General features: G+C 37.4%; 20 protein-coding genes. 12 read left to right on the top strand and 8 right to left on the bottom strand.

Features of this window, described 5'->3' with window-relative positions:
* Positions 1 to 73 precede the first annotated feature (73 nt).
* Positions 74 to 2,581, bottom strand: coding sequence for an autotransporter domain-containing protein (locus NYG85_RS04895; RefSeq protein ID WP_284937374.1), 2,508 nt, complete (start codon positions 2,579 to 2,581; stop codon positions 74 to 76).
* Positions 2,582 to 2,757: 176 nt separating this feature from the next.
* Entirely contained in the window at positions 2,758 to 3,165 is a 408-nt protein-coding gene (mscL, locus tag NYG85_RS04890) for a large-conductance mechanosensitive channel protein MscL (RefSeq protein WP_284937373.1), read from the bottom strand.
* A gap of 110 nt (positions 3,166 to 3,275) precedes the next feature.
* On the opposite strand from mscL, the gene gltX reads away from it, so the two are divergent.
* Genes gltX through NYG85_RS04875 form a run of 3 tightly spaced genes read left to right on the top strand, consistent with a single transcriptional unit; the run spans position 3,276 to position 6,446 of the window.
* Positions 3,276 to 4,562 carry a glutamate--tRNA ligase gene (gene gltX, locus NYG85_RS04885; RefSeq protein ID WP_284937372.1) on the top strand — a complete coding sequence of 429 codons (1,287 nt, stop codon included), beginning with the start codon at positions 3,276 to 3,278 and terminating at the stop codon, positions 4,560 to 4,562.
* On the top strand, positions 4,559 to 4,852 hold the full coding sequence (locus NYG85_RS04880) for a YggT family protein (RefSeq protein ID WP_284937371.1): 294 nt from the start codon (positions 4,559 to 4,561) through the stop codon (positions 4,850 to 4,852). Before gltX ends, NYG85_RS04880 begins: the two co-directional genes overlap by 4 nt.
* Entirely contained in the window at positions 4,830 to 6,446 is a 1,617-nt protein-coding gene (locus NYG85_RS04875; protein ID WP_284937370.1) for a lytic transglycosylase domain-containing protein, read from the top strand. Before NYG85_RS04880 ends, NYG85_RS04875 begins: the two co-directional genes overlap by 23 nt.
* Here NYG85_RS04875 and NYG85_RS04870 read toward each other — a convergent pair.
* Positions 6,364 to 6,828: a hypothetical protein gene (locus tag NYG85_RS04870; RefSeq protein ID WP_284937369.1), complete on the bottom strand. Its 465-nt coding sequence runs from the start codon at positions 6,826 to 6,828 to the stop codon at positions 6,364 to 6,366. The two genes, NYG85_RS04875 and NYG85_RS04870, sit on opposite strands and share 83 nt — an antisense overlap.
* Before the next feature lie 87 nt (positions 6,829 to 6,915).
* On the opposite strand from NYG85_RS04870, the gene mobB reads away from it, so the two are divergent.
* The 6 genes from mobB to NYG85_RS04840 all read left to right on the top strand — a co-directional run bounded on the left by mobB (position 6,916) and on the right by NYG85_RS04840 (position 12,044).
* Positions 6,916 to 7,395, top strand: a complete 480-nt coding sequence (mobB, locus tag NYG85_RS04865; RefSeq protein WP_284937368.1) for a molybdopterin-guanine dinucleotide biosynthesis protein B — start codon at positions 6,916 to 6,918, stop codon at positions 7,393 to 7,395.
* Positions 7,396 to 7,404: 9 nt separating this feature from the next.
* Positions 7,405 to 8,247 (top strand): class 1 fructose-bisphosphatase, encoded by an 843-nt coding sequence (locus tag NYG85_RS04860; RefSeq protein ID WP_284937367.1) that lies wholly within the window; start codon positions 7,405 to 7,407, stop codon positions 8,245 to 8,247.
* On the top strand, positions 8,240 to 8,428 hold the full coding sequence (locus NYG85_RS04855; protein ID WP_284937366.1) for a hypothetical protein: 189 nt from the start codon (positions 8,240 to 8,242) through the stop codon (positions 8,426 to 8,428). The genes NYG85_RS04860 and NYG85_RS04855 overlap by 8 nt, the downstream gene beginning before the upstream one ends.
* 9 nt (positions 8,429 to 8,437) lie before the next feature.
* A complete protein-coding gene (gene metG / locus NYG85_RS04850) occupies positions 8,438 to 10,336 on the top strand; it encodes a methionine--tRNA ligase (protein WP_284937365.1) in 1,899 nt (632 codons plus the stop codon).
* Positions 10,337 to 11,329 (top strand): ferrochelatase, encoded by a 993-nt coding sequence (locus tag NYG85_RS04845; protein ID WP_284937364.1) that lies wholly within the window; start codon positions 10,337 to 10,339, stop codon positions 11,327 to 11,329.
* A gap of 214 nt (positions 11,330 to 11,543) precedes the next feature.
* Positions 11,544 to 12,044, top strand: coding sequence for a hypothetical protein (locus NYG85_RS04840; RefSeq protein WP_284937363.1), 501 nt, complete (start codon positions 11,544 to 11,546; stop codon positions 12,042 to 12,044).
* Positions 12,045 to 13,121: 1,077 nt separating this feature from the next.
* Here NYG85_RS04840 and NYG85_RS04835 read toward each other — a convergent pair.
* The 4 genes from NYG85_RS04835 to NYG85_RS04820 all read right to left on the bottom strand — a co-directional run bounded on the left by NYG85_RS04835 (position 13,122) and on the right by NYG85_RS04820 (position 17,733).
* Complete coding sequence (locus tag NYG85_RS04835) at positions 13,122 to 13,694, bottom strand: acetyltransferase (RefSeq protein WP_284937362.1); 573 nt, start codon at positions 13,692 to 13,694, stop codon at positions 13,122 to 13,124.
* Between the two features lie 8 nt (positions 13,695 to 13,702).
* Positions 13,703 to 14,308: a sugar transferase gene (locus NYG85_RS04830; protein ID WP_284937361.1), complete on the bottom strand. Its 606-nt coding sequence runs from the start codon at positions 14,306 to 14,308 to the stop codon at positions 13,703 to 13,705.
* Complete coding sequence (pglA, locus tag NYG85_RS04825) at positions 14,301 to 15,416, bottom strand: N,N'-diacetylbacillosaminyl-diphospho-undecaprenol alpha-1,3-N-acetylgalactosaminyltransferase (RefSeq protein WP_284937360.1); 1,116 nt, start codon at positions 15,414 to 15,416, stop codon at positions 14,301 to 14,303. The genes NYG85_RS04830 and pglA overlap by 8 nt, the downstream gene beginning before the upstream one ends.
* Positions 15,417 to 15,603: 187 nt before the next feature.
* Positions 15,604 to 17,733 carry an STT3 domain-containing protein gene (locus NYG85_RS04820; RefSeq protein WP_284937359.1) on the bottom strand — a complete coding sequence of 710 codons (2,130 nt, stop codon included), beginning with the start codon at positions 17,731 to 17,733 and terminating at the stop codon, positions 15,604 to 15,606.
* Positions 17,734 to 17,838: 105 nt separating this feature from the next.
* On the opposite strand from NYG85_RS04820, the gene selA reads away from it, so the two are divergent.
* The 3 genes from selA to NYG85_RS04805 are packed head-to-tail and all read left to right on the top strand — an operon-like array spanning position 17,839 to position 21,744.
* Positions 17,839 to 19,167 carry an L-seryl-tRNA(Sec) selenium transferase gene (selA, locus tag NYG85_RS04815; RefSeq protein WP_284937358.1) on the top strand — a complete coding sequence of 443 codons (1,329 nt, stop codon included), beginning with the start codon at positions 17,839 to 17,841 and terminating at the stop codon, positions 19,165 to 19,167.
* Positions 19,160 to 20,977 (top strand): selenocysteine-specific translation elongation factor, encoded by a 1,818-nt coding sequence (gene selB, locus NYG85_RS04810; RefSeq protein WP_284937357.1) that lies wholly within the window; start codon positions 19,160 to 19,162, stop codon positions 20,975 to 20,977. The genes selA and selB overlap by 8 nt, the downstream gene beginning before the upstream one ends.
* Positions 20,978 to 21,033: 56 nt before the next feature.
* Positions 21,034 to 21,744: a thioredoxin domain-containing protein gene (locus NYG85_RS04805; protein ID WP_284937356.1), complete on the top strand. Its 711-nt coding sequence runs from the start codon at positions 21,034 to 21,036 to the stop codon at positions 21,742 to 21,744.
* A gap of 23 nt (positions 21,745 to 21,767) precedes the next feature.
* Here NYG85_RS04805 and NYG85_RS12250 read toward each other — a convergent pair whose 3' ends face one another.
* Positions 21,768 to 21,911, bottom strand: coding sequence for a hypothetical protein (locus NYG85_RS12250; protein ID WP_489752957.1), 144 nt, complete (start codon positions 21,909 to 21,911; stop codon positions 21,768 to 21,770).

The following is a 21,911-nucleotide window of genomic DNA, read 5'->3' as shown; positions in this document are numbered from 1 at the left end:
TGCTTAAAAATCGGCAGTTTTATAATTTTAGAAATTTTAAAACTGCCCCAATAATAAAGGGCAGTTAAACGCTTTAAAATTTATACCTTAGACCTATTGTGCCGTTGTAATACTTCTCGTTACTTCTAAGCTTAGCACCAAAATTAATATTTGTGCTAAGACTTTGTGTGATAGCAAAATCAGCACCGGTTTGAATACCAAAATATGTGTGCTTTTTATCATCATTTTCTATAAAAATATTTTGATTTGAGCCTAAAAATCTCACATTCGTATCATCAGTATCTTTATATATCTCACGCTCAATATTTGGGGCAATGTAAAGATAATTTGTCTCATTTACATATCCTCTAAACTCAGACCCAAGTTTAATACTTAATGATTTTGTCTTTGTGCTATCAAAGTGTAAAGGCAACACTCCATTCTCATTAAATGCCTTATTTTTAAGGTAATTGTAGTTTAAAGAGGCAAATGGTTTTATAAACATTGTCTTGCTTAAATCAAACACATAACCATACCCAAACTCTGTGCTAAAAAAATCCGTGTCATATTTACCACTAGCATTACCTAGCACATTGTATCTATCTAGCTCATTTTTAGCTTTGCCAATTGAAATTTTAGCATCAATCTCAGAGTTGCCAAAATATGCACGTGAATATAAGCCAAACTGATAATTATTTGCCTCGTTTTTTGCAGCATCTGCTTTTATTTTTGACTTAGCCGATGTTGCAAACACACCAACTATGCTATTATCAAACGCCTTATCGTAACCTATGCTAAATCCATAAAGGCTAGGTTTGATATCTCCTTTTAGCTTACCTTTTGAGCCAAGCACATTTGCCCAAAGATTATGATCATAATTAAAGCGGTCTGTATATGCCTTTACTACACTTGAAAGACTATCGCCACTATCTGCAAATTTTTCGCCTTTAAGCTCAGAAATAGCATAAGCTAGGGCTAGGTTATCATTAAATGGATTTGATAGCTTTGCAAGGCGGGTGTTAGTAGAAAGGTCTGAGCTAAATTTTACAATATCAGTCGTAATGCCAGTATTTAAACTCTGATTTGCTGTATCAATGGAATTTGTAACATCCTTAACAATTTGCGAAAACTCGCTCACGCTATCACTATCAAGTGCGCTAACCAAAGCTAAATTAGAGCTAGTTAAAGCATCTGAAATTCCCAAAGCTACGCTTTTATCAGTCGCTAAAAGTGCTGTGTTTACACTATTGTTTGCAATGGCTTCTATTTTAGCAGCAACTGCTTGTGTGTAGTCCTTTTGTGCCTTGCTTAGCTCACTTTGTGCTTGTGCTTTCTCCTCATTTGTGGTATTTTTATTTGCATTTAGCTTGGCAAGTTTAGCAGAAATAGCTGCAAGTCCAGCCTTTTTTTCTGTGGCAGTTTGAGTAGCTTCTAGCTCAGCTTTTGCTTGGTCTAGGACTTTTTTAGTATCATCGCTTAGCTCTTTGTCTAAAATTATCTCCTTAAACAGCTTTTCATTTTTTACTAAATTTTCAGCAACAACCTTAACCACATCTACGTTATTTTCGTAATTTTTCTTTTCAGTCTTAACTATGCCTAAAATTTTATCAATGTCTGTGCTTTCTGTGATTACGCTACTAAATCCATCGTAAGTTTTATCATTATCTACGCCGATTTTTACTCCGTTATCACTCATATAGCTATTTAGCTCTGAAATTTTAGCCGCTTTATCGCTTTGGCTTGCATTTTTTACGCTAGTTATTAGCTCAACTAGCCTGCTTGTTTTAGATAGGGCATTTTGTGTGGTTTGTATATCTTGTGTAGCTATGTTTTTCATCTCATCGTATGAGCTTATCTTGTTAAACTCATTCATTAAATTCTTAAAATTTTCACTCTCTCTAAGCGTTTCATCATTTATAGCACTATAAATTAATTCACGAAAACCATCAATAATCAAAAATTTTTTAAAGTAGCTAACTCTATCATCAATAACACCTTTTAAAAGTGCATTAATAGCATCTAAATCGCTTTTTAATAGCCCATCATTATTGGCTAAAATAGAATTTTGACCATTATTTTGGGTGGTTAAAACTAGCGTGCCATCGTCTTTTAAAGCAATGTAGTCATTAGCACTATCGCTAACATCACCATAAATTTTAATACTATTTTTACCATAAGTTATTCTAGCTTTACTGCTTTCTGAATCGCTAAATTCCAAATATTGTTTATCCTCAACTTCTACCCAGCCACCGCTATCTTCTTCACTCTCATCATCTACGTTCGTGCCGTAATCTTTGTAAGAAAAACCATTTGTATCACTAGCATTCATAGCACTCATAAGACCTTTTAGCAAATCGCCAAGCGCCTTATCTTTGCCATTATTTAGACTATCGCTTGTTACATTTTTAATGCCGTCATTATAGCTACTTAAAACTTCGCTAAAATTTGAAACATTTTTTTGTAATGTGCCTACAAAAAAGTTATTGTAAGCGTTTAGATTCTTCTCTACTGCTTCGCTTAATGTCAAATTAGCAGCACCAAGAGTGCTAAAACCAAGCAACACACCAAAAAGCGTAGAACAAACCACTCGTGAAAATTTCATCAATACTCCTTTTAAGAAAATAAAATGCTATTTTACCCCCCCCCCCCTTGAATTTAAGCTTAAATTTTGTTAAAAATTTTTTATTTTTTGACAAACACCGATTAAAATCGGCGTTCGTAGGTTTTTGATTGAAATTTTTAATGTATTTTATGTAGTTTTTTCACTAAATTACAAATTTAGCTATTTTTTTCTTTTAGCAAATCTCTAATTTGTGTTAAAAGCTCAATGTCGGCTGGGGTTTTTTCAGGTTCGCTCTCTTTTGGTTCTGGCTCACGTTTTAGCGTATTTATCGCTTTTATCGCACAAAAAATACAAAATGCAATAATCGTAAAATCAACCATTGTTTGAATAAATGAGCCGTAATTTATCGTAACAGCAGGGACTTCGCCGACCGCCTCTTTTAGCGTAAATTTATAATCTGTAAAATTTACCCCACCCGTTAAAACGCCAACAACTGGCATTATGACATCGCTTACGAGCGATGATACGATTTTGCCAAAAGCACCGCCGATTACGACGCCCACAGCCATATCAATGACGTTGCCACGCATTGCAAATTCTTTAAATTCCTTGATGAAACTCAAATTTTATCCTTTTGTGTAAATTTTAAAAACGCAGATTTTACAAAATAAAGCTTTATAAACGCATAATGTGATATAATTTGCGATTAAAATTTAGCAAAAAAAGGACACAAATGTATCGTTTTGCGCCGTCGCCAACAGGCGATATGCACATAGGCAACCTACGTGCAGCAATTTTTAACTATATCTGTTCGCTTAAAGAAAATAGTGGCTTCATCTTACGCATTGAAGACACCGACACCGAGCGAAATATCAAGGGCAAAGAAAAAGAGATTATTGAAATTTTAAGCCATTTTGGCATAAAACCAGCTCACATCTATATCCAAAGTGAGAATTTGAAATTTCACAGGGAGTTAGCCGCAAAGCTGTTAATAGACAAAAAAGCGTTTGCTTGTTTTTGCACTGAAAGCGAGCTAGAAGCCAAAAAAGAGAAGGCAAAAAGCGAGGGCGCACCTTACCGATATGACGGCACTTGTGAGCGTTTAAGCAACGAAGAGGTGCTAAATAACGACAAGCCATTTGTTATCCGTATGAAAAAGCCAAAAAGCACGATGAGCTTTACAGACGCCATAAAGGGCGAGCTTAGCTTTGAGCCTGACGCGATTGATAGCTTTGTGATAATGAGAGCTGATAAGACGCCAACGTATAACTTTGCGTGTGCGGTTGATGATATGCTTGAAGGCGTGACATTTGTCATTCGTGGCGAAGATCACGTAAGCAACACGCCAAAGCAGGATTTAATTAGGCAGGGGCTTGGCTACACGCAAAAAATGCAATACGCTCACCTGCCAATAATTCTAAATGAAGACGGCAAAAAGATGAGCAAAAGAGATGACGCAAGTAGCGTAAAATGGATGTTGGGTATCGGTTTTATGCCTGAGGCTATCGCAAACTATCTCGTGCTTTTGGGCAATAAAACGCCAGTTGAAATTTTCACGATAGATGAGGCTGCAAAGTGGTTTGATATAAGTAAAATTTCACGCTCGCCGGCAAAATTTGATCTAAATATGCTAAAACACGTAAATCGTGAGCATATCAAAATCGCAAGCGATGATAGGCTAAAAGAGCTTGGGCTTGATAAGCCAAATTTGGCTAGATTTTACACACAAGAGGCCTCGCTAATCCCAGAGATAAAAGAAAAAATCGCAAAAATTTACAGCCCAAAAGTGGCGCCGGACGAGTATAAAAATGAGTTTGAGATAATAAAAAGTGCCATTTTAAGCTTAAAGCCCTGCCAGAGCTATGACGAGTTTAAAAACGAGCTAATTAAAGCCACAAGCTTAAAGAGCAAAAGCTTTTTTATGCCACTTAGAATGCTGCTAACAGGAGAGCTTCACGGCCCTGAGCTTAGCGAACTTTATCCGCTTATAAAAGATGATTTAAAGGAGATTGTAAGGTGATTTTATCTACGTTTTTAATGGCAGTTGCTAATATTTTACATTTAATTATTCAAATTTATATTTGGGTTATTATCATCTCAGCACTAATTAGCTGGGTTAGACCAGATCCATACAACCCAATCGTCCAGCTTTTAATGCGTCTAACAGAGCCAGTTTATGAAAAAATCCGCCGTGTAATGCCAACAAATTTTAACGGCATTGAGATAACGCCAATCATCGTGCTTTTAGCACTTCAATTTATTGATCTATTTTTTATAAGGCTTTTAGGTGAATTTGCGGCTTCTTTGTAGCATTTTAGCCCTAATTTTGGGCGTTTTAGATGCTAGGGTTTTAAGCTTTGATGAGCTAAAAGACAAACCAAAAAGCCTTGCAAAAGACTACTACATAAACCGCCTAATAAACGAAGTCGGCGTTAGCAAAGAACAGGCTAAAATTCTCTCAACCCAGCTTTACAGAAATGGTGGTGCTGTAAAAAAAACGCTTGATAAAATCCTGCCAAAAGCCCAAAAAATCGGCATTTGCGACCGCTTTGGGCTAAAAAATATACTTGATGCAAATCTAAGCTGTCAAAACGCCTTGACAACTATAAATTTTAGCCTAAAACTTGATGAGAAAACTAGGCACATTTTAGCCCTAAATTTAGAAAAAAGCTACCCTAAAAAATCGCAAATTTTACTAGCCCTAAACAGCGATGATAAGCTAATGACAATGGCAAAAATCGGTGCTGTAAGCGAGTTTATCACGCTTTTAAAAGATAGCGATAAAGCGGTTGATTTGCCCTTAAATTTTATGAACGCACTTTATAACGCAAAGGGATTTTCAAGCCTTTTAAACTCGGCGATTTTTGAGAGAAAATTTGAAAATTTTAGGAGTAATTTTTTAAAAATAGACCCACAAATTACTGCAAAAAATGACGCTTTTTTGCTTGGTTTAAACGCCCTGATTTTAAAGCAAAACAGCATAGCAATGGCGTTTTTTAAACAAGCAAGTCTAACTTTTGAGTATCAAAGCCAAAGGGATAATGCTAAATTTTGGCTCTATCTTTTAGGGCAAAAACAAGCACTAAATGAGCTAGCAAACAGCACTGATATTAACATCTATTCGCTCTATGCAAAGGAGCTTTTAAACGCAAAGCCGTTTGAAATTTACGTGCCTAGCCCAAGCGTGAAAAGTGCTGATGAGCCAAACATAAAAGACCCATTTACGTGGCAAATTCTTGCAAATAAGGCAGAAAATTTAAGCAAAGATGAGCTTTTAAAACTAGCTAGTAAATTCTATACAAAAGAGAGCGTGAGTGCCTATGTTTATTTTATGCAAAAGGCGACTGGCTGGGGTAAAAACTACTACATAATCCCGCAAAATGAGTCGCTTGATGAGCTAGACGCACAGCGAAAAACGCTGATTTTTGCCCTAGCAAGGCAGGAGAGTTTGTTTTTACCAGCCGTAATTTCAACCTCATACGCACTTGGCACTATGCAGTTTATGCCGTTTTTAGCAAACGCTATTGGCAAAAAAGAGCTAAAAATTGAAAATTTTGATGAAACGATGATGTTTTTGCCAAGCGTGGCTTATAAATTTGCAAATCATCATTTAAATTATCTTGAAAAATTCCTATCTCATCCGCTCTTTATCGCTTACGCTTACAACGGCGGTATCGGCTTTACAAAGCGTTTGTTAAAACGAGATGATATGTTTAGGGGTGGCGAGTTTGAGCCGTTTTTATCAATGGAGCTAGTCCCTTACGCTGAAACCAGAAATTACGGCAAAAAGGTGCTTTCAAACTACGTTGTTTATAGCTCGCTTATGGGTTCCAATATAAAGATTTCGCAACTTTTGCAAATTCTAAACGAACCTCGTGGGGGCTATCATTTTGAGAAATTTTAAGCACTAAAACGAGCTTTTTGCTATCTTTTGTGGGTGCGATTAGCTCGTAATGCCTTGCCCAAGGCAGGTTAAATCCAGCTTTGTTTAATCTCTCATCTTTATCTGAAATTTCGCTAAATTTCACGTCAAAATCGCCATTTACACTGGCATTTAGGATTTTAAAATCGGCTGGATTTATTGAGATTATGAAATTTTCATCATCTGATTTTTGTATCGGATTTGTATAAGTCGCTACGATTAAGGCACGCTCATTTTGGCTGATAATCTCAGCCTTTTGTGTGTAGGCTAAAATTTCATTTTTTATTGGCTCGTGGATTATTTCTTTGCTAGAACAGCCCACAAAAAACGCCAAAATCACCATAAAATTTATAATTTTTCTCATATTTTTACCCTAAATTTTTGGTGTATTTTATCGTAATTTTTGTCTGTTTTGGCTATAATCAAAGCTATTTTTACAAAAAAGGTTTTTATGAAACAGCTTGCAGTTGCGTTTTCTGGCCCGTCAAATAGTGGCAAGACTACGCTTATTTTAAAGGTTACACAAAATTTCATAGCACAAGGGCTAAAAGTAGTCGTCATCAAGCACGACCCGGGCGATAAGGCGCAGTTTGATGTAAAGGGCAAGGATAGTTTTAGATTTAGCGAGGCAGGTGCCGATGTAGTCGTGCTTAGCCCAACAAGAACTACATATTTTAGCAAAGAAAAGTCAAGCCTTGATGATGTCATAAAAATGCTTGGCGAGTTTGACTTGCTCTTAGTTGAGGGCTTAAAAACGCTTGATTTACCAAGAATTAGTGTATTTAAGGATAAAATAGATGAGAGCTATTTGCCGTTTTCAAACGCCATAGCGACCTATCAAAATAGCACTAATTTTGATATCACAAATATAAATTTAGACGACACGAACGCCATTTGCGAGTGGATTTTAAAAAATGCAAAAAAAGTTTAAGGGGTAAAGATGAATGAAATTTTAAACGCAATTAAAACAGCGGTTATCAAAATCGCAGATGAGATAAAATACGCCGATTTAGGCTACACCACACACGCTAACGCTACTGGCGACACACAGCTAAAACTTGACGTTTTAAGCGACGAGATAATTACAGAGACGCTTGGCAAAATTTCAAGCATAAAGGCGTTAATTAGCGAAGAAAAAGATGAGCCACTAAATTTAAATGAAAACGCAAAATTCATAGTCGCCTACGACCCGCTTGATGGTTCAAGCCTTGTTGATGTAAATTTTGCAGTCGGCTCAATTTTCGCCATTTATGAAAACGAACTTAGTCCAAAAGCCCTAAAAATGGCGGTTTATGCAGTCTATGGGCCACGCTTAGAGCTTGTGGTTTGCAGTGGCGCTAAACCAGAGCTATTTAGGCTTGATAGGCAGGGCGAGTTTAAATTTATAAAAGAGCTAAGCCTAAATGAAAAGGGCAAACTAAACGCAAGTGGCGCGACGCAAAAGGGTTGGAGCCCCACTCACGCAAAGTTTATAAAATCGCTATTTGAAGAGGGTTACCGACTTCGCTACTCTGGCGCAATGGTCGCTGACTTGCACCAAATTTTACTAAAAGGCGGTGGACTATTTAGCTATCCAGCCACGAGTGACGCGCAAAATGGCAAACTTAGGGTGCTTTTTGAAGTATTGCCGTTTGCGTTTATTTATGAAAATGCCGGTGGCGCGGCGATTGACGGAGCTAAAAATTTGCTTGATATAAAGGTAGAAAAAACTCATCAAACAACGCCTTGCTTTTTTGGCTCAAAGTATGAAATCACGGCACTTTTAAAGGCTTATAATGGTTAAAGATGAGTTTGAGTTAAGGCTTGATGAAATGGCTAAAATTTTAACTGACTGCCAAGCACAAAAGGGGCTAAGCTCTTGCTTTAACTGCGAGCTGATTTTTGAGTGCGAAACTCGCAAAAACTACGTAGATGCCGCCTACAACTCAATGTCAAAGGGCGATTCTGGCGGATTTGAATTTTAAAGGATAAAGATGAAAAAATACTTCACAACACCAATTTATTACGTAAATGACGTCCCACACATCGGACACGCCTACACGACTATCATCACTGACACCTTAGCGCGTTTTAGCCGTTTAAAAGGCAATGAAACCTACTTTATGACTGGCACTGATGAGCACGGACAAAAGATAGAACAAGCCGCAAAACTAAGGGGCAAAACCCCAAAAGAATACGCCGATGAGATAAGCGGTAAATTTCGCTCATTGTGGGACGAGTTTGAGATAAGCTATGATTATTTTATCAGAACAACCGACGAAACACACAAGCTAACAGCACAAAACGCCTTTGCTAAAATGTATGAAAAGGGCGACATTTACAAGGGCGAATACGAGGGCTTTTACTGCGTTAGTTGCGAAACATTTTTTACCCAAACTCAGCTACTTGATGATAACTGCTGTCCAGATTGTGGGCGAAAAACTAGCGTTGTTAAAGAAGAAAGCTACTTTTTTAGACTATCAAAATATGAAAACGCCCTTTTAAAATGGTATGAAGAAAACGAAAATTGCATCGTCCCAAAGGGCAAAAAAAACGAAGTTGTAAGCTTTGTAAAGGGCGGTTTAAAAGATCTCTCAATCACTCGCACCAGCTTTGACTGGGGCGTAAAACTACCAGAAAATTTAAACGACCCAAAGCACGTTATGTATGTTTGGCTTGATGCGTTAATAAACTACTTAACGACGCTTGGCTACTCACGAGATAACGCTAAAATGGACTTTTGGAGCGACACGACACACCTTGTTGGCAAGGATATTTTACGCTTTCACGCTGTGTATTGGCCAGCGTTTTTAATGAGCTTAGAGCTACCTTTGCCAAAATGCGTAGCAGCTCACGGCTGGTGGACTAGAAATGGCGAAAAAATGAGTAAAAGCAAAGGCAATGTCGTAAATCCAAAAGAGGTAGCAGACGCTTACGGACTTGAAAATTTTCGCTACTTTTTGCTTCGTGAAGTGCCATTTGGGCAAGACGGCGATTTTAGCCAAAAGGCACTCATTGAGCGGATTAACTCCGAGCTTGGCAATGGGCTTGGTAACCTTTTAAGTCGTATAATTGGTATGAGTATGAAGTATAGCAACTTTGAAATTTCATCAAAAAATGTGGTTAAATTTTATAAAGCAGAACTAAATGAAGCAGATGAGTATCTAAAAAATGCCATTAATAATTTAGAAAATATCGCGCCAAATCGCTATTTAGAAGAGCTTTGGCGAGTGATAACACTTGCAAATACGGCTATTGCAAAGTATGAGCCTTGGACGCTCATAAAAGAGAATAAAACCGATGAAGCCAACGCTCTTGTGGGGCTTTGTGCAAATTTACTAGCCAAAGTTGCACTGCTTTTAAGCCCAGCTATGCCAAAAACTTGCGATAAAATCGCAGCCGCTCTTGGCTTTGAAATTTCGCCAAAAAATTACGAGCGTTTGGTTAAAAATGCAGAGCTTTTAGACTTTAAAGCCGTTAAAACCGAGCCGTTAATTACTCGCATTGAGGGTGAGTTAATGCCAAATCCACAAATGAGCGCACCACAAAAAGATGAAGAAAAAAGCGAGATTATTAGCATTGATGACTTTGCAAAAATCGTCATAAAAGTCGGCGAAGTTTTAGAGTGTGAAAGGGTTGAAGGTAGCGATAAACTGCTTAAATTTAAGATTGATCTAGGCGAAAATGAGCCACGCCAAATCCTTTCAGGCATTGCTAAATTTTACGACCCAGCCACGCTTATTGGCAAACAAGTTTGCGTTTTAGCCAACCTAAAAGAGCGCGTGATGATGAAAAAATATGTCAGTCAAGGTATGATTTTATCAGCCGATGACGGCTCGCTCGTGCTTCTTGGGACTCACCAAAAGGTTAAAAACGGAGCGGTTGTGGGCTAGATGAGAGTTGAGAGTTTAAGTCGCCTTTTAAATGGAATTTTGCTAAATAACCCTGTAATTTCGCAGGTTAGTGGCTTTAATTTTCACGCAAAGGCGATAAAACGTGGCGAAGCGTTTATCTGTCTAATGGCAAATCAGCTAGACATTGATGAAGCCCTAAAAAACGGCGCTTACGCCATAATAACTAGCGAAAGCGTGAAAATTTCTGATGAAGAAGTCGCATACATTAAGGTTGAAAATATCCAAAGTGCGCTGTTTAGACTTATGCGGTTTTTTATCAGCCAAAATGGGCTTAAATTTTTTTACGTAAATGCCGTTTTAATGGCGATTTTAGGGCGTATGAGCGTGAAAAATGCCACGCTTTTGCCCACTCAAATTGACGAGCTTTTTAAAAGCGTCTATTTTGCTAGGAAGGGCGAGATTTTTTTTAGCGATAAGAGCTATCTTTTAGAGCAGCTCTCGCCCATTTACGAGTGCGTTTTTTCAGACCCAAATGCGACTTTAACGACCAAAGGCTCAATGTTTTTTATAAACACAATTTGTGATGGCGTTTATTATCAAAATTTAAACATTTCAGAAGTTTTTTTAGGCGATTTTTGCGGTTTAATTAAATTTTTAAACCAAAATAATATCTCGTTTAAAATTTCAGATTTTAAAAATTTAGGGCATTTTGAGCCGATTTTTATTGATAAGGATTTTCAAGCTACAAGCTTTGGCTCAACATTTCGTGCCGTTATAGTTGAGAGCGACTTAGAGCTTTTAAAGCTTGAAATAAGCTATCTTAGTGAAAATTTTAGCCAAGATGATTTTATCATCGCAATCCCAAAAAGTGAAAATTTTAAGGTAAAAAACGCCTTTTATTTTGATAATGTTTCTGAAATTACAACGCTTAAAAATTTTCGCTACATTTTAGTTTTTAGCAAAAAACTAGAAGTTTTAAACGCCCTAAATCAGCAAAAACCACAAGAAAATTTATTTTCTCATTTACTTTAAGCCGTTTTTTTAAATAAAATACCTTAATTTAACAAAGAAAAAACAAAATTGAATTACAAAATTTAAAGCAAAAAGAGTTAAAAAATGAGGTTAGACAAAATGGTGCTGACCTTGAAATTTTTGATATGACAATGGTTAGCAAGGATGAAATTTTTAGCTTTTTAGAATTTACGTTTATGACTTAAACCGAGCAGTCTTTGCTCTCTCGCTTCGTATGGGTATAAAATCGTATGAGTTTAGCTATGAAACGCAGTCAAAAGAGCATTTAAGCACCAATTTTGGTGCTGATTTTAACACAGAAGCAAAGGTAAAAGGCGTCGGTGGAGAGCTAAATGCCAGTGCAAATTTAAATAAAAACAAAACACAAACACAACACACTCATCAAATACAAAAGCACGAAAATATGAATGAAACGTCAGTTAGCAGTGATGAGCTAAAAAAATTTATTAAAGATGAGGAAATAAATTTAAACGCTCTGCCAAGCTTTTTTGGCGAACGAGTGAAATTTTATTTAAAAACAGGGCAAATCTCTGGCAAGATAGAAAATTGCGAGAAATTATCATCATCTCTTAAAGAAAACACCGAATTTTTAGCATCTTTAAACGCTCAAATCACGCTTTTACCTAGCTTTATCAGTGCTAATTTAAATATGAATTTCGCCCAAAAACGCACCTACGAATTCGCAAAAAGCATAACCTACAAGATAAAATTTTAACTATTTTTATACTTTTCATTAACTTTAAGTTGTTTTTTTTTGAAATATAATGGTGTAAATGGCTTTTAAATAGCCAAAAAACATAAGGTTTTACAATGATTTTAGCAACTTTTAAAAGGCGTGATGGCACGAGCATAACTACCAAAAACGCCCAAATTTAAATGGCGAGGACGAGCAAAACGCCATACACGAGATAATTAGCACCATTAACGCTCACGGCGTTATGTGCCGTAGAAAGCAAGAAATCAGGCGTGCTGGGGATAAATTTGTGGCGTTTTTAGACCCAAATTTTATGAAAAAATAGGGCTGTTCGCTCATTATTTTATACGATAAAAACAGCACAAACGATGAAATAAACGCCACTTTAAGGGCTCTTGGCGTTGATAATTTGCTGTTTAAAAAGGCTTTAAGGCGTTACAGGCTGGTGCAAATTTCAAAGCTTATTTTTGTGCTTGTGATTCTTGTGCTTATTTTATTTTTGTTAAATACTCATTAGTTTTTAAAAAATAAAAACGTGAAATCAACCTGCTTGCATTTTTTGGTTTTGATTTTTTAAAAATTTGTGTGGTTTTGTATGTTTTTGCATTTTGTTTGATTTTTGGCACGAGCAAAGCGGATTAGGATCATCTCTTGTCTTTGCCATAATTTGAAAACAAAATTTTTATTTGAAATAGAACGTTGGATTTTATTTAGAGCGTCGCTCACTTTATTTTAAGGGAGAAGGGGGGGCTTCTTTTGCGTTCTGCTTTTAGAACGAGCAAAGCGAAGTAGGGTCGCCCCCTTTTCCCTTAACTATAACTCGCAGACCACAAAAATGGTATCGTAATACCATTTTTGTGGTCGTCTGCTCCCCCACGACAACGCTTCTAAGGTGGCGAACACTTGCCGATTTTCAATCGGCGTTCGCAGTTTGGATTTTTTTTACGTTTTAGCGTTTTTAAATTTTGCATTTTTCACAAAATTTTCGCCATTTACCAAGTAACAAGTTAGCTTTACATTTAGAAAAAATTTATAAACTACACTAAAATTTTAATCCAAAAACGCCTTTTATTCTTTTTAATATAATTAAAATAAAAACTAAACGACCCTAGCTGGGACGCCGTAGGCTTTTTGGTTGTCAGCTATATCTTTTACGACCACGCTGCCAGCGCCGATTATGCAGTTTTCGCCGATATTTACGCCTTGAATCACCGATGAGCCTATGCCAACGTGCGTAAAGTCGCCAACTTTAACGGCTCCAGCGATCGAGGCATTTGGACTAATGTGAGCAAACTCACCCACCACGCATTCGTGCTCTATCACGGCTGATGAGTTGATGATTGCGCCCATTTTTATGACGGCTTTTGCGTTGATTACGGCGTTTGGCATTACAAGCACACCTCGTGCTAGGGCGACACTTTGGCTAATGACTGCACTTTTATGCACGAGCGAAACTAGGCTAAATCCAGCGTCAAGCACACGTTTTGTTAGCACCGAGCGAGTTTTGTTATCGCCAACGGCTATAAAAATATCGGCTTTTGGCAAATTTGGGCTAAATTTCATATCGCTTTTATCGTCTAAAAACACGATCTCATCGTATCCCACGCTACTTGCCACGTCAGCACAAACAAGCCCGTGTCCGCTACCGCCATAAATGTAAATTTTTGCCATTTTTGCCCCTAATTTTTGCCGTTAAATTTCTCGGTCGTAACGTGTCCGTCTTTGCTCACGCCCTCTTTTTTAATGACCTTTTTTATCGTTAAAAGCGCGATTTTAACGTCTAGTAAAAAGCTAAGATTATCAGCGTAAAACACGTCAAATTTAAACTTCTCGCCCCAACTTATGGCGTTTCTGCCGTTAATTTGAGCTAGTCCAGTAATGCCCGGACGCACGTTGTGGCGGCGTTTTTGATAGTCGCTATAAAGTGGTAAGTATTCAGGTAAGAGTGGGCGTGGCCCAATAAAACTCATATCGCCGTTTAGCACGTTAAAGAGCTGTGGCAACTCATCAAGGCTTAAAGCCCTAATTTTCTTACCAAACTCGCCAAGCCGTAGCTCATCAGGCAAAAGTTCGCCATTTTTATCACGCTCATCACTCATCGTTTTAAACTTGTAAATTTTAAAAATTACGCCGTTTAGCCCCGGTCTGGATTGCGTAAAAATGGGGTTTGTGTTTAGTTTTTTACGGATTAAAATCCACAAAATCGCCATTAGCCAAAATGTTAAAAAAATCAGCACCAAAGCACCTAAAATGTCAAAAAATCGTTTAAAAAAATGCCTATACATCTATAAAATTCCTATAAATTTCTACATATTTTTTAGCAATATAGCGCTCATCAAACTCCCTTAATGCCCACTCTCTGCCGTTTTGCCCTAATTTTTGCGTTAAGCTTTCATCATTTAGTAAAATTTCTATCTTTTTTGCTAAATCTAGCGGATTTTTTACCTCACAAAGTAGTCCGTTAAAGCCGTCAATTACCGCTTCATTGCACCCCGTTACATTTGAAGCAACGACCGCTCGTCCCATACACATCGCCTCTAAAATCGTGCGAGGAAAGCCCTCTTTGTAGCTTGGCAAAACCAGCATAAAACTAGCCTTTAAAAGCTCTGCTATGTCATCTCTTGCCCCAAGATAACGCACGTTGCCACCTTTTAAAAAGACTAAATCCGCTGTGCTTTTGTTGCCGTCAAACCCCTCGCCAACATAGACAAACTCGCAGTCCATTCGCTCTTTTAGGATGTCGGCTGCTCCGTAAAATTCCCTAACGCCCTTGTGCCACATAGCACGCCCGATCATCAAAATGACCTTTTTATCGCCTAAATCTGCCTTTTTTGTGGTATCTGGGTTAAAATTTTGCGTATTTACACCAACGCTTTTTACCTTAAAAATTTTCTCACTTTTTATTAGATTCTGGCTTAAAAAATACGCTGGGTCGGCATCATTTACAAATATACAGCCCTCACTTAGATTTAGGGCTTTTTTGTATAAAATTTCAAGCACCCATCTAACGGCACGGCTTTTTAAATCATCATCAATGTAAAAACTGCCAAGCCCTTCAACCAAATTTATAACGTGACCAATCCCAGCCTTTTTTGCAGCAAATGTGCCAAAAATATTTGATTTGTGAGCTGATGTTTGAAGCAGATCAAGGTTTAAACCCTTTAAAATTTCGGCTAATTTTGCCGTGTTTTTTAGCACCACAAGCGGATTTAAACTAGCCCTATCAAGCTCGTAGGTTACGACATTAAACTCACTTTTTAGCCTAGATACAAACGCTCCGTCTGGACAGATCGCAAAGACTTCGTGCCCTAAATCACGCAAGGCTCTCATTATTGGGGAGCGAAAGAAGTAAATGCTCATATCAGCGTGAGATAAAAATCCAATTCGTGCCATTAAAAATTAGCCTTTTTTAAAAATTTCGCTAATATTCGCTCAAGGTTGTTCGCAAAGTCTTGTTTGTTCGCCAAGTCGCAGTGATAATTTGTATCACTGCTTAATTGGTTCGCAAAGTCGCAACGACAATTTGTGTCGTCGCTTTGTTTGCTCATATCAGCGTGAGATAAAAATCCAATTCGTGCCATTAAATTTTTAGCCTATAAACCTTTGCAGCGCCTTGTAAAATCACTGGCTCAAAGAGTTTTTCATCGTAGTTTTCAAAGACAAAAAGCTGGATAAATGTGCTATTTAGCATACTCTCATCAAGCACCAAAAATCGCCCATAATCACGCATAAAAACGACAAAAATGTTTGAGTTTGGGTCGTTTTGAACGCTTAGTGTTACTACTTTGTCGTTTTCATCGGTTTTAACTTCAAAAAATGTGTTTATGCTTAAATTTATGCGGTTTATTAGGATTGTTGAGAAGTCGTTTAAAAGGATATTACCGCCGCCAAAATCTATGCCTTTTTCGTTTTGAGCGTAGCTTTCAAAGACCAAAAATAGCGGGTCGCCCCAGCTTTTGCCACTATTTAAATCAAGGCGACTAAACTGCAAAATCGTCGGATAAATATAGGTCATTCTATCTGGCAAATAGTAGTAAATTTCGCGTGTTTTTGGCGGTATTTTTACGCCGTTGCCAAGCGTATTTAGGTATTCATTTACGTTGGTTGCGTTTGCATCGCTCATCATTTTGGCTAAATTTACCCCAAAACGCTCCTTGAAATTTCGCTCGGTGTATTCAACTTCAAGTCTAGCCATATCGGCTGATTTTGCCTGATTTTGCGATAAAGCGTAGCTTACAGCAAAGTTATCCCTGCCAAGGTGTTTGCCCCCGTCAATTAGCGTTTTAACATCTGAATAAAAGCGTATCGGATAGCCATAATCCCACCAAGTTAGCACATAATCCTCACGCCCAGCAATGCCTTTTAGCTGGTTTAAAATTTCAACTTCGCTTTTAACAAAAACGGGCGAAATTTTATACTCTTTAATGTGATTTTGTATCGGATAGAGTGCTAAAATGGCTAAAAAAACATAAAGAATATTTGATAAAAGTCTATCTTTTATGTTTAAAATTTCTAAAATCCAAACGACAAAATAGCCAAAACCCATTGCCATAACTGGCACGGCGTAGATTGTAAATCTAAGTCCGCTTTTAAACGATAAAAATCCAAGCAAAATCATACCAAGCGAAATACAGAAATTTTTATGTTTAAAACACAAAAGCAAAAGTCCAAAAAACGAGATAAAAAACACCACCAAACTACCGCTAATTCTCTCACAAAACAGGCTAAAATCAACCATACCAGACTCTAAAATCGTCTGATTTACGTTAAAAAATTTAAAGCTAAGTCCGTTTAACTCGCTTACATCTCTAAAAACGTAAAATTTTAGCTGAAAAATAATCGGTTTTAGTCCGCCACAAAGTGCAAAAATCGCCACACAAAGGGCTAAAAAGCCAAAAATAAAGCGGTTTTGCCATAGATTTTTTTGCGTTAAACTTAAAGTGTAAAATGCCAAAATTATTAAAATTTTTAGGTAGAAATTTAGATTTGCAATTGCGATTAAAAGCAGGGCGATTTGTGCGTAAAAGAGCAGATTTTTTCGCTCAAAGATAAGCGTATAAAGCGTAAAAATCGCTATTGTCATCGCTAGGAGCGAAAATCCGCTTAAATACCACCAGTTATAAATTAGCACAAAAATCACGGCGATGATTAAATCGGCTTTTTGCCTGTTTTGTGCCAGTCTAATTAACCCCCAAATGATAAACATCGGCAAAACGATTACTAGCATATCGGTGTCGTAATACCCAGCCATTGTGCGGTTATAATAGCTATTTGCCACGCTTGCAATTAGTGCTGCAACAAAGCCGATTTTTAGGTTTTTATACTCATTTGCAATTAGCAAAATCGGCACGACAATGAGTGAGCTAAAAAACACGCTCATATAAAGCATTGCAGTTTCAAGCTTAATGCCAAAAATTTTAACGATATAAAACGTGAGCGTAGAGAGCGAGCTACCAAAATAGCTAAGGTCGTTTTCTTGATGAAATCCAGCTAGCATATCACGCGCCCCCTCAGCAAAGGCATAGCCATCATTTGTGCTAATCATTAGCGTATTATCCCAAAAGAAAATCGCAAAATTACTAGCCCAGCTAACCCAGTAAAAACGCGCTAAAACGCTAAAACTAAATGCGATAAAAATTAGCAAAAATAGGTGAGTTGAGAGGTTGAAATTTTTAATGTAACTGGTTAAAATTTTAAAACTTTTATCCACGAAAAATCCTAAAAATTATTTGTAAAATAAAGTCGCTTATTATATCTAAAAATCCAAATTTTACGCTAAAATACCAGCAGTATAACCAAAATACTTGGAGAATTTATGAGTTTTAAAAACCTACCGCAAATTGATAAAATTTTAAATGTAAAAAGCTTTAAAAGCTATTTAAAGCCAGTTTTAGCTCAAATTTCAAGAGCAGTTTTAGATAAGCAAAGAGAGCTTTTAAAGTCTGGGCAAAATGCTTTAAATTTTGACGAGATTATCGCTGAAATTTCAAGGCGATATGATGATTTTTTAAGGCTAAGTTTGCAACCAGTAATTAACGCAACTGGCGTTGTAATGCACACAAATTTAGCAAGAAGCGTCATTAATGATGAGCTTTTAGAGCGCGCCAGGGGCGTGATTACTGGCTATTCAAACCTAGAATTTAGCCTAGCTAACGGCTCTCGCTCAAACCGCTATGATTACGCCTCGTCTTTGCTTTGCTCGCTCTTTGGTTGCGAGGACGCCTTGGTGGTAAATAACAACGCAAGTGCCGTATTTTTGGTGTTAAACACCTTTGCAAAGGGCGGAGAATGTGTGGTTAGCAGGGGCGAGCTTGTTGAGATTGGGGGTAGTTTTCGTGTGCCTGATGTTATGGTCGGAGCTGGGGCGATTTTAAGGGAGGTCGGCACGACAAATAAGACCCGCCTAAGCGATTATGAAAACGCAATAAACGAGAACACAAAGATGATTTTTAAGGCACATAGATCAAACTTTGAAATTGTCGGATTTAGCCAAAGTGTTGAAATTTCAGCCCTTCACGCACTTGCAAAAGAGCGTGGTTTAATTGATTATTACGACCTTGGCAGCGGTTATTTTGGGGTGTTATCGCACGGACTTAGCAAGGACGAGCCAAATGTGCTAAAAATTTTAAATCAGGGTGTTAGTTTGATTAGTTTTAGCGGAGATAAGCTCTTTGGCTCGGTTCAATGTGGCATAATTTTAGGCAAAAAATCGCTAATTTCACGCCTTAAAAAGAGTCCGCTTTTAAGAATGTTGCGTGTTGATAAGGTAATTTTATCAATTCTTTGTGAGAGCATTAAGGCGTATTTAAACAGAGAATTTGAGCTTATTACCACGCTAAAACTGATAAATAAAAGCGAAAATGAGCTAGAAAATTTAGCAAATTTTATAAACCAAAGGCTAAAAAAACCGCTTGAAATTTACAAAACCACGACCTTTGTTGGCGGTGGGAGTTTGCCAAATAAATCCCTGCCAAGCATCGCGCTAATCATCAAAGGCAACCCAGAAAAAAACGAAGCAAAATTTAGGGCAAAAAATATCATCGGACGCATTGAAAATGAGCGATTTTTGCTTGATTTAAGGGCGATTTTGGATAAAGATATCACAAATTTAATAAAAATCATAAACGAGTTAGAAAATGAGTAGTTTAATAATCGGCACCGCCGGACACATTGATCACGGCAAAACATCGCTAATTAGGGCGATAAACGGCTTTGAGGGCGATACATTAGCACAAGAAAAAGAGCGTGGCATAACAATAGATTTAAGCTTTTCAAACCTAAAAAACGGCGATGAAAATATCTCATTTATTGACGTGCCCGGACACGAAAATTTAGTAAAAACGATGATTAGTGGGGCTTTTGGCTTTGATGCTTGTTTGCTTGTGGTGGCTGCAAATGACGGCGTAATGCCCCAAACCATTGAGCACGTTAAAATTTTAAACCTGCTTAACGTTAAAAGCGTAATTTTAGCCATTTCAAAGGCTGATTTAGTTGAGAGTTGGCGTTTAGATGAGGTTTTAACTCAGGCAAAACAACTGCTTAAAATTGAAAATTTAGAGCTTTTAAACCACTTTTTTGTAAGCATAAATGATAAACTAAGCATAAACGAGCTAAAAAATTATCTCTTTACCTTAAAGCCAAAAAAACGCGATGAGAGCGGAATTTTTCGCTATTACATTGACAGGGCGTTTAGCATTAAGGGTATTGGCTCGGTCGTTACTGGTAGCGTTTTAAGTGGCTCTGTTAGAAGTGGCGAGAAGCTGTTTAATTACGATTTATCAAAAGAGGTCTTAGTAAGAAGCGTGCAAACTCACGAAAACGATGTAAAAACGGCTGGGGTTAGCACAAGGGTGGCGCTTAATTTAAGCGGAGTTGAGTTTAGCGAGCTAAAAAAGGGTCAGCTTTTAAGCAAAAAAGGCTTTTTTAGGGGGAATTTTGAGGCTGACGTGATTTTATTTGCAAACGTAAATCACAACGAGAGCGTTACATTTTGCGTCGGAGCTAAGCAGGGCGTGGCAAAGGTGCTAATTTTAAGCGATGAAAAGCACAAATTTGCGACTTTGAAATTTAATAAAGAGATGTTTTTGTGCTTTAATGAGCCATTTGTTTTGCTAAAAGATGGTAGGGTTGTTGGCGGTGGCAGGGTGCTAAATGCGATAACTGAACCGCTTAAAAAGCAGAGCAAAATCGCACTTTTAAACGCCCTAAATGAGCTAAATTTCAAAAGGGCGTTTGAAATTTTAAAGCAATCTCACAAAAATGGCTTTGGGCTAATTAGTGCCTTTCAGCGCTTTAATCTAACCCACGAAGACGCCCTAAAAATCGCAAAAACGCTAAGTAATTGCTTTGTTGATGAGGCGGCTTTAAATGTTTATGATGATGAGGCGATTTTAAGAGTAAAAGAATTTATAAAATTTATTCTTAGCAAGAATGAATTTGCCCTTTTTTCAGCGACTAGCATTAGTTTAAAGCTTACTTGGGTGACGCAAAATTTAGCCCAAAAGGCACTAAATGAGTTAGAAAATGAGAGATTTATTTGCAAAAATGACGGCGTTTATATGAAAAATGGCGTGGATTTTTCAAAAATCAAACTCCGCCTTGAAGATGAAATTTTAAAAATCTTACAAAACTCATCTCTTACGCCAGATGCACCTTATAATATCTACGATGAGCTTGATATTGATAGGATTAGTGGCGATAATGCGCTTAAAAAACTAACCGCACAAGGCGTGGTAAAACGCCTAGCACACAACCTTTTTGTAACGCAAAAATCGCTTGAAATGGCAGTTGGTTTATTAAAAGAGATTATCAAAAAGGACGGCTTTGTAAATGTGCAAAATGCAAAAAATGAGCTAAATTTAAGCCGAAAATTTGCCCTAGCTTACCTTGAATACCTTGATACCCTGCCAGAAATTTCAAAGGTCGGACAGGACAGGGTTTTTAAAGAGGTTTAAAAGCTGTTTAAAAGTTTAAAATATAATCGTTAAAATTTTTAAAAAAAGGATAAAAAATGAAAAAAATTTTACTAACAAGCGTGATCGCTTCAAGTGTCGTTTTTGGTGCTTCAAACGAGCAAATCATTGGCTTTTATAGCCAAATGCTACCGCCTAGCGTGAATGTGAAGGTTGATGAGCGTGTAAAGCTTGAAAATAGCAATATTGAAGGCGTGGTAATCACGATGAGCGACGGCAAAAATAGCGAAAGCGACATTGTCTTTACAAGTGGCGACTTTATCTTTCCAGATGTTTTGGATTTAAAAAACAACAAGAGCCACAAGGCTGAATTTGGCGAAAAAATGCTTACAAAAAAGCTCTCAGCAGTCTATAAAAACGAGGACGCTAAAAACATAATCGCAATCGGCAACGACCCAAAAAAGCCGACAAAAGTAATGTTTAGCGACCCTGAATGCCCTTACTGCCGTGCCGAGCTTAAAAACATTGAAAAAACGCTAAAAGATGAGAATTTAAAGATAATCCTAACCCCAGTTCACGACATTAGCGCACTTCAAAAGTCGTTTTTAATTTACAAAGACGTAGCAAACGCAAAAACCGACAGCGATAAGGTAAAAATTTTACGCAAATACTTTGATGAGAGCTACAATGTCCCAAGTGGTAGCGTGACAGACGCACAAGTAGCACAGATGAACGAGCTTCGCCAAAAATACTTCGCTGCTGGCGTAAGAAGCGTGCCAAAATACGTTGATGAAGCTGGGCTAAAATAATTTAATAGCGTGAGACTAAACTCTCACGCCTTTATCCTGCTAAACATAAATTTCACAAATCCACCCTTATACCAGTTTTTGCTAGCCTTTATAAACTCTTCGCCTAGTTTGTATTCAAGGCTATCTTTTATCTTTAAAGCCTCTTTGTAATCTGGATAATCTTGCAG

The organism is Campylobacter gastrosuis (assembly GCF_030249845.1).
Taxonomy (GTDB): domain Bacteria; phylum Campylobacterota; class Campylobacteria; order Campylobacterales; family Campylobacteraceae; genus Campylobacter_A; species Campylobacter_A gastrosuis.
The sequence above is the reverse complement of the archived record's forward strand: the minus strand, read 5'-3'. Positions and strand labels throughout refer to the sequence as shown.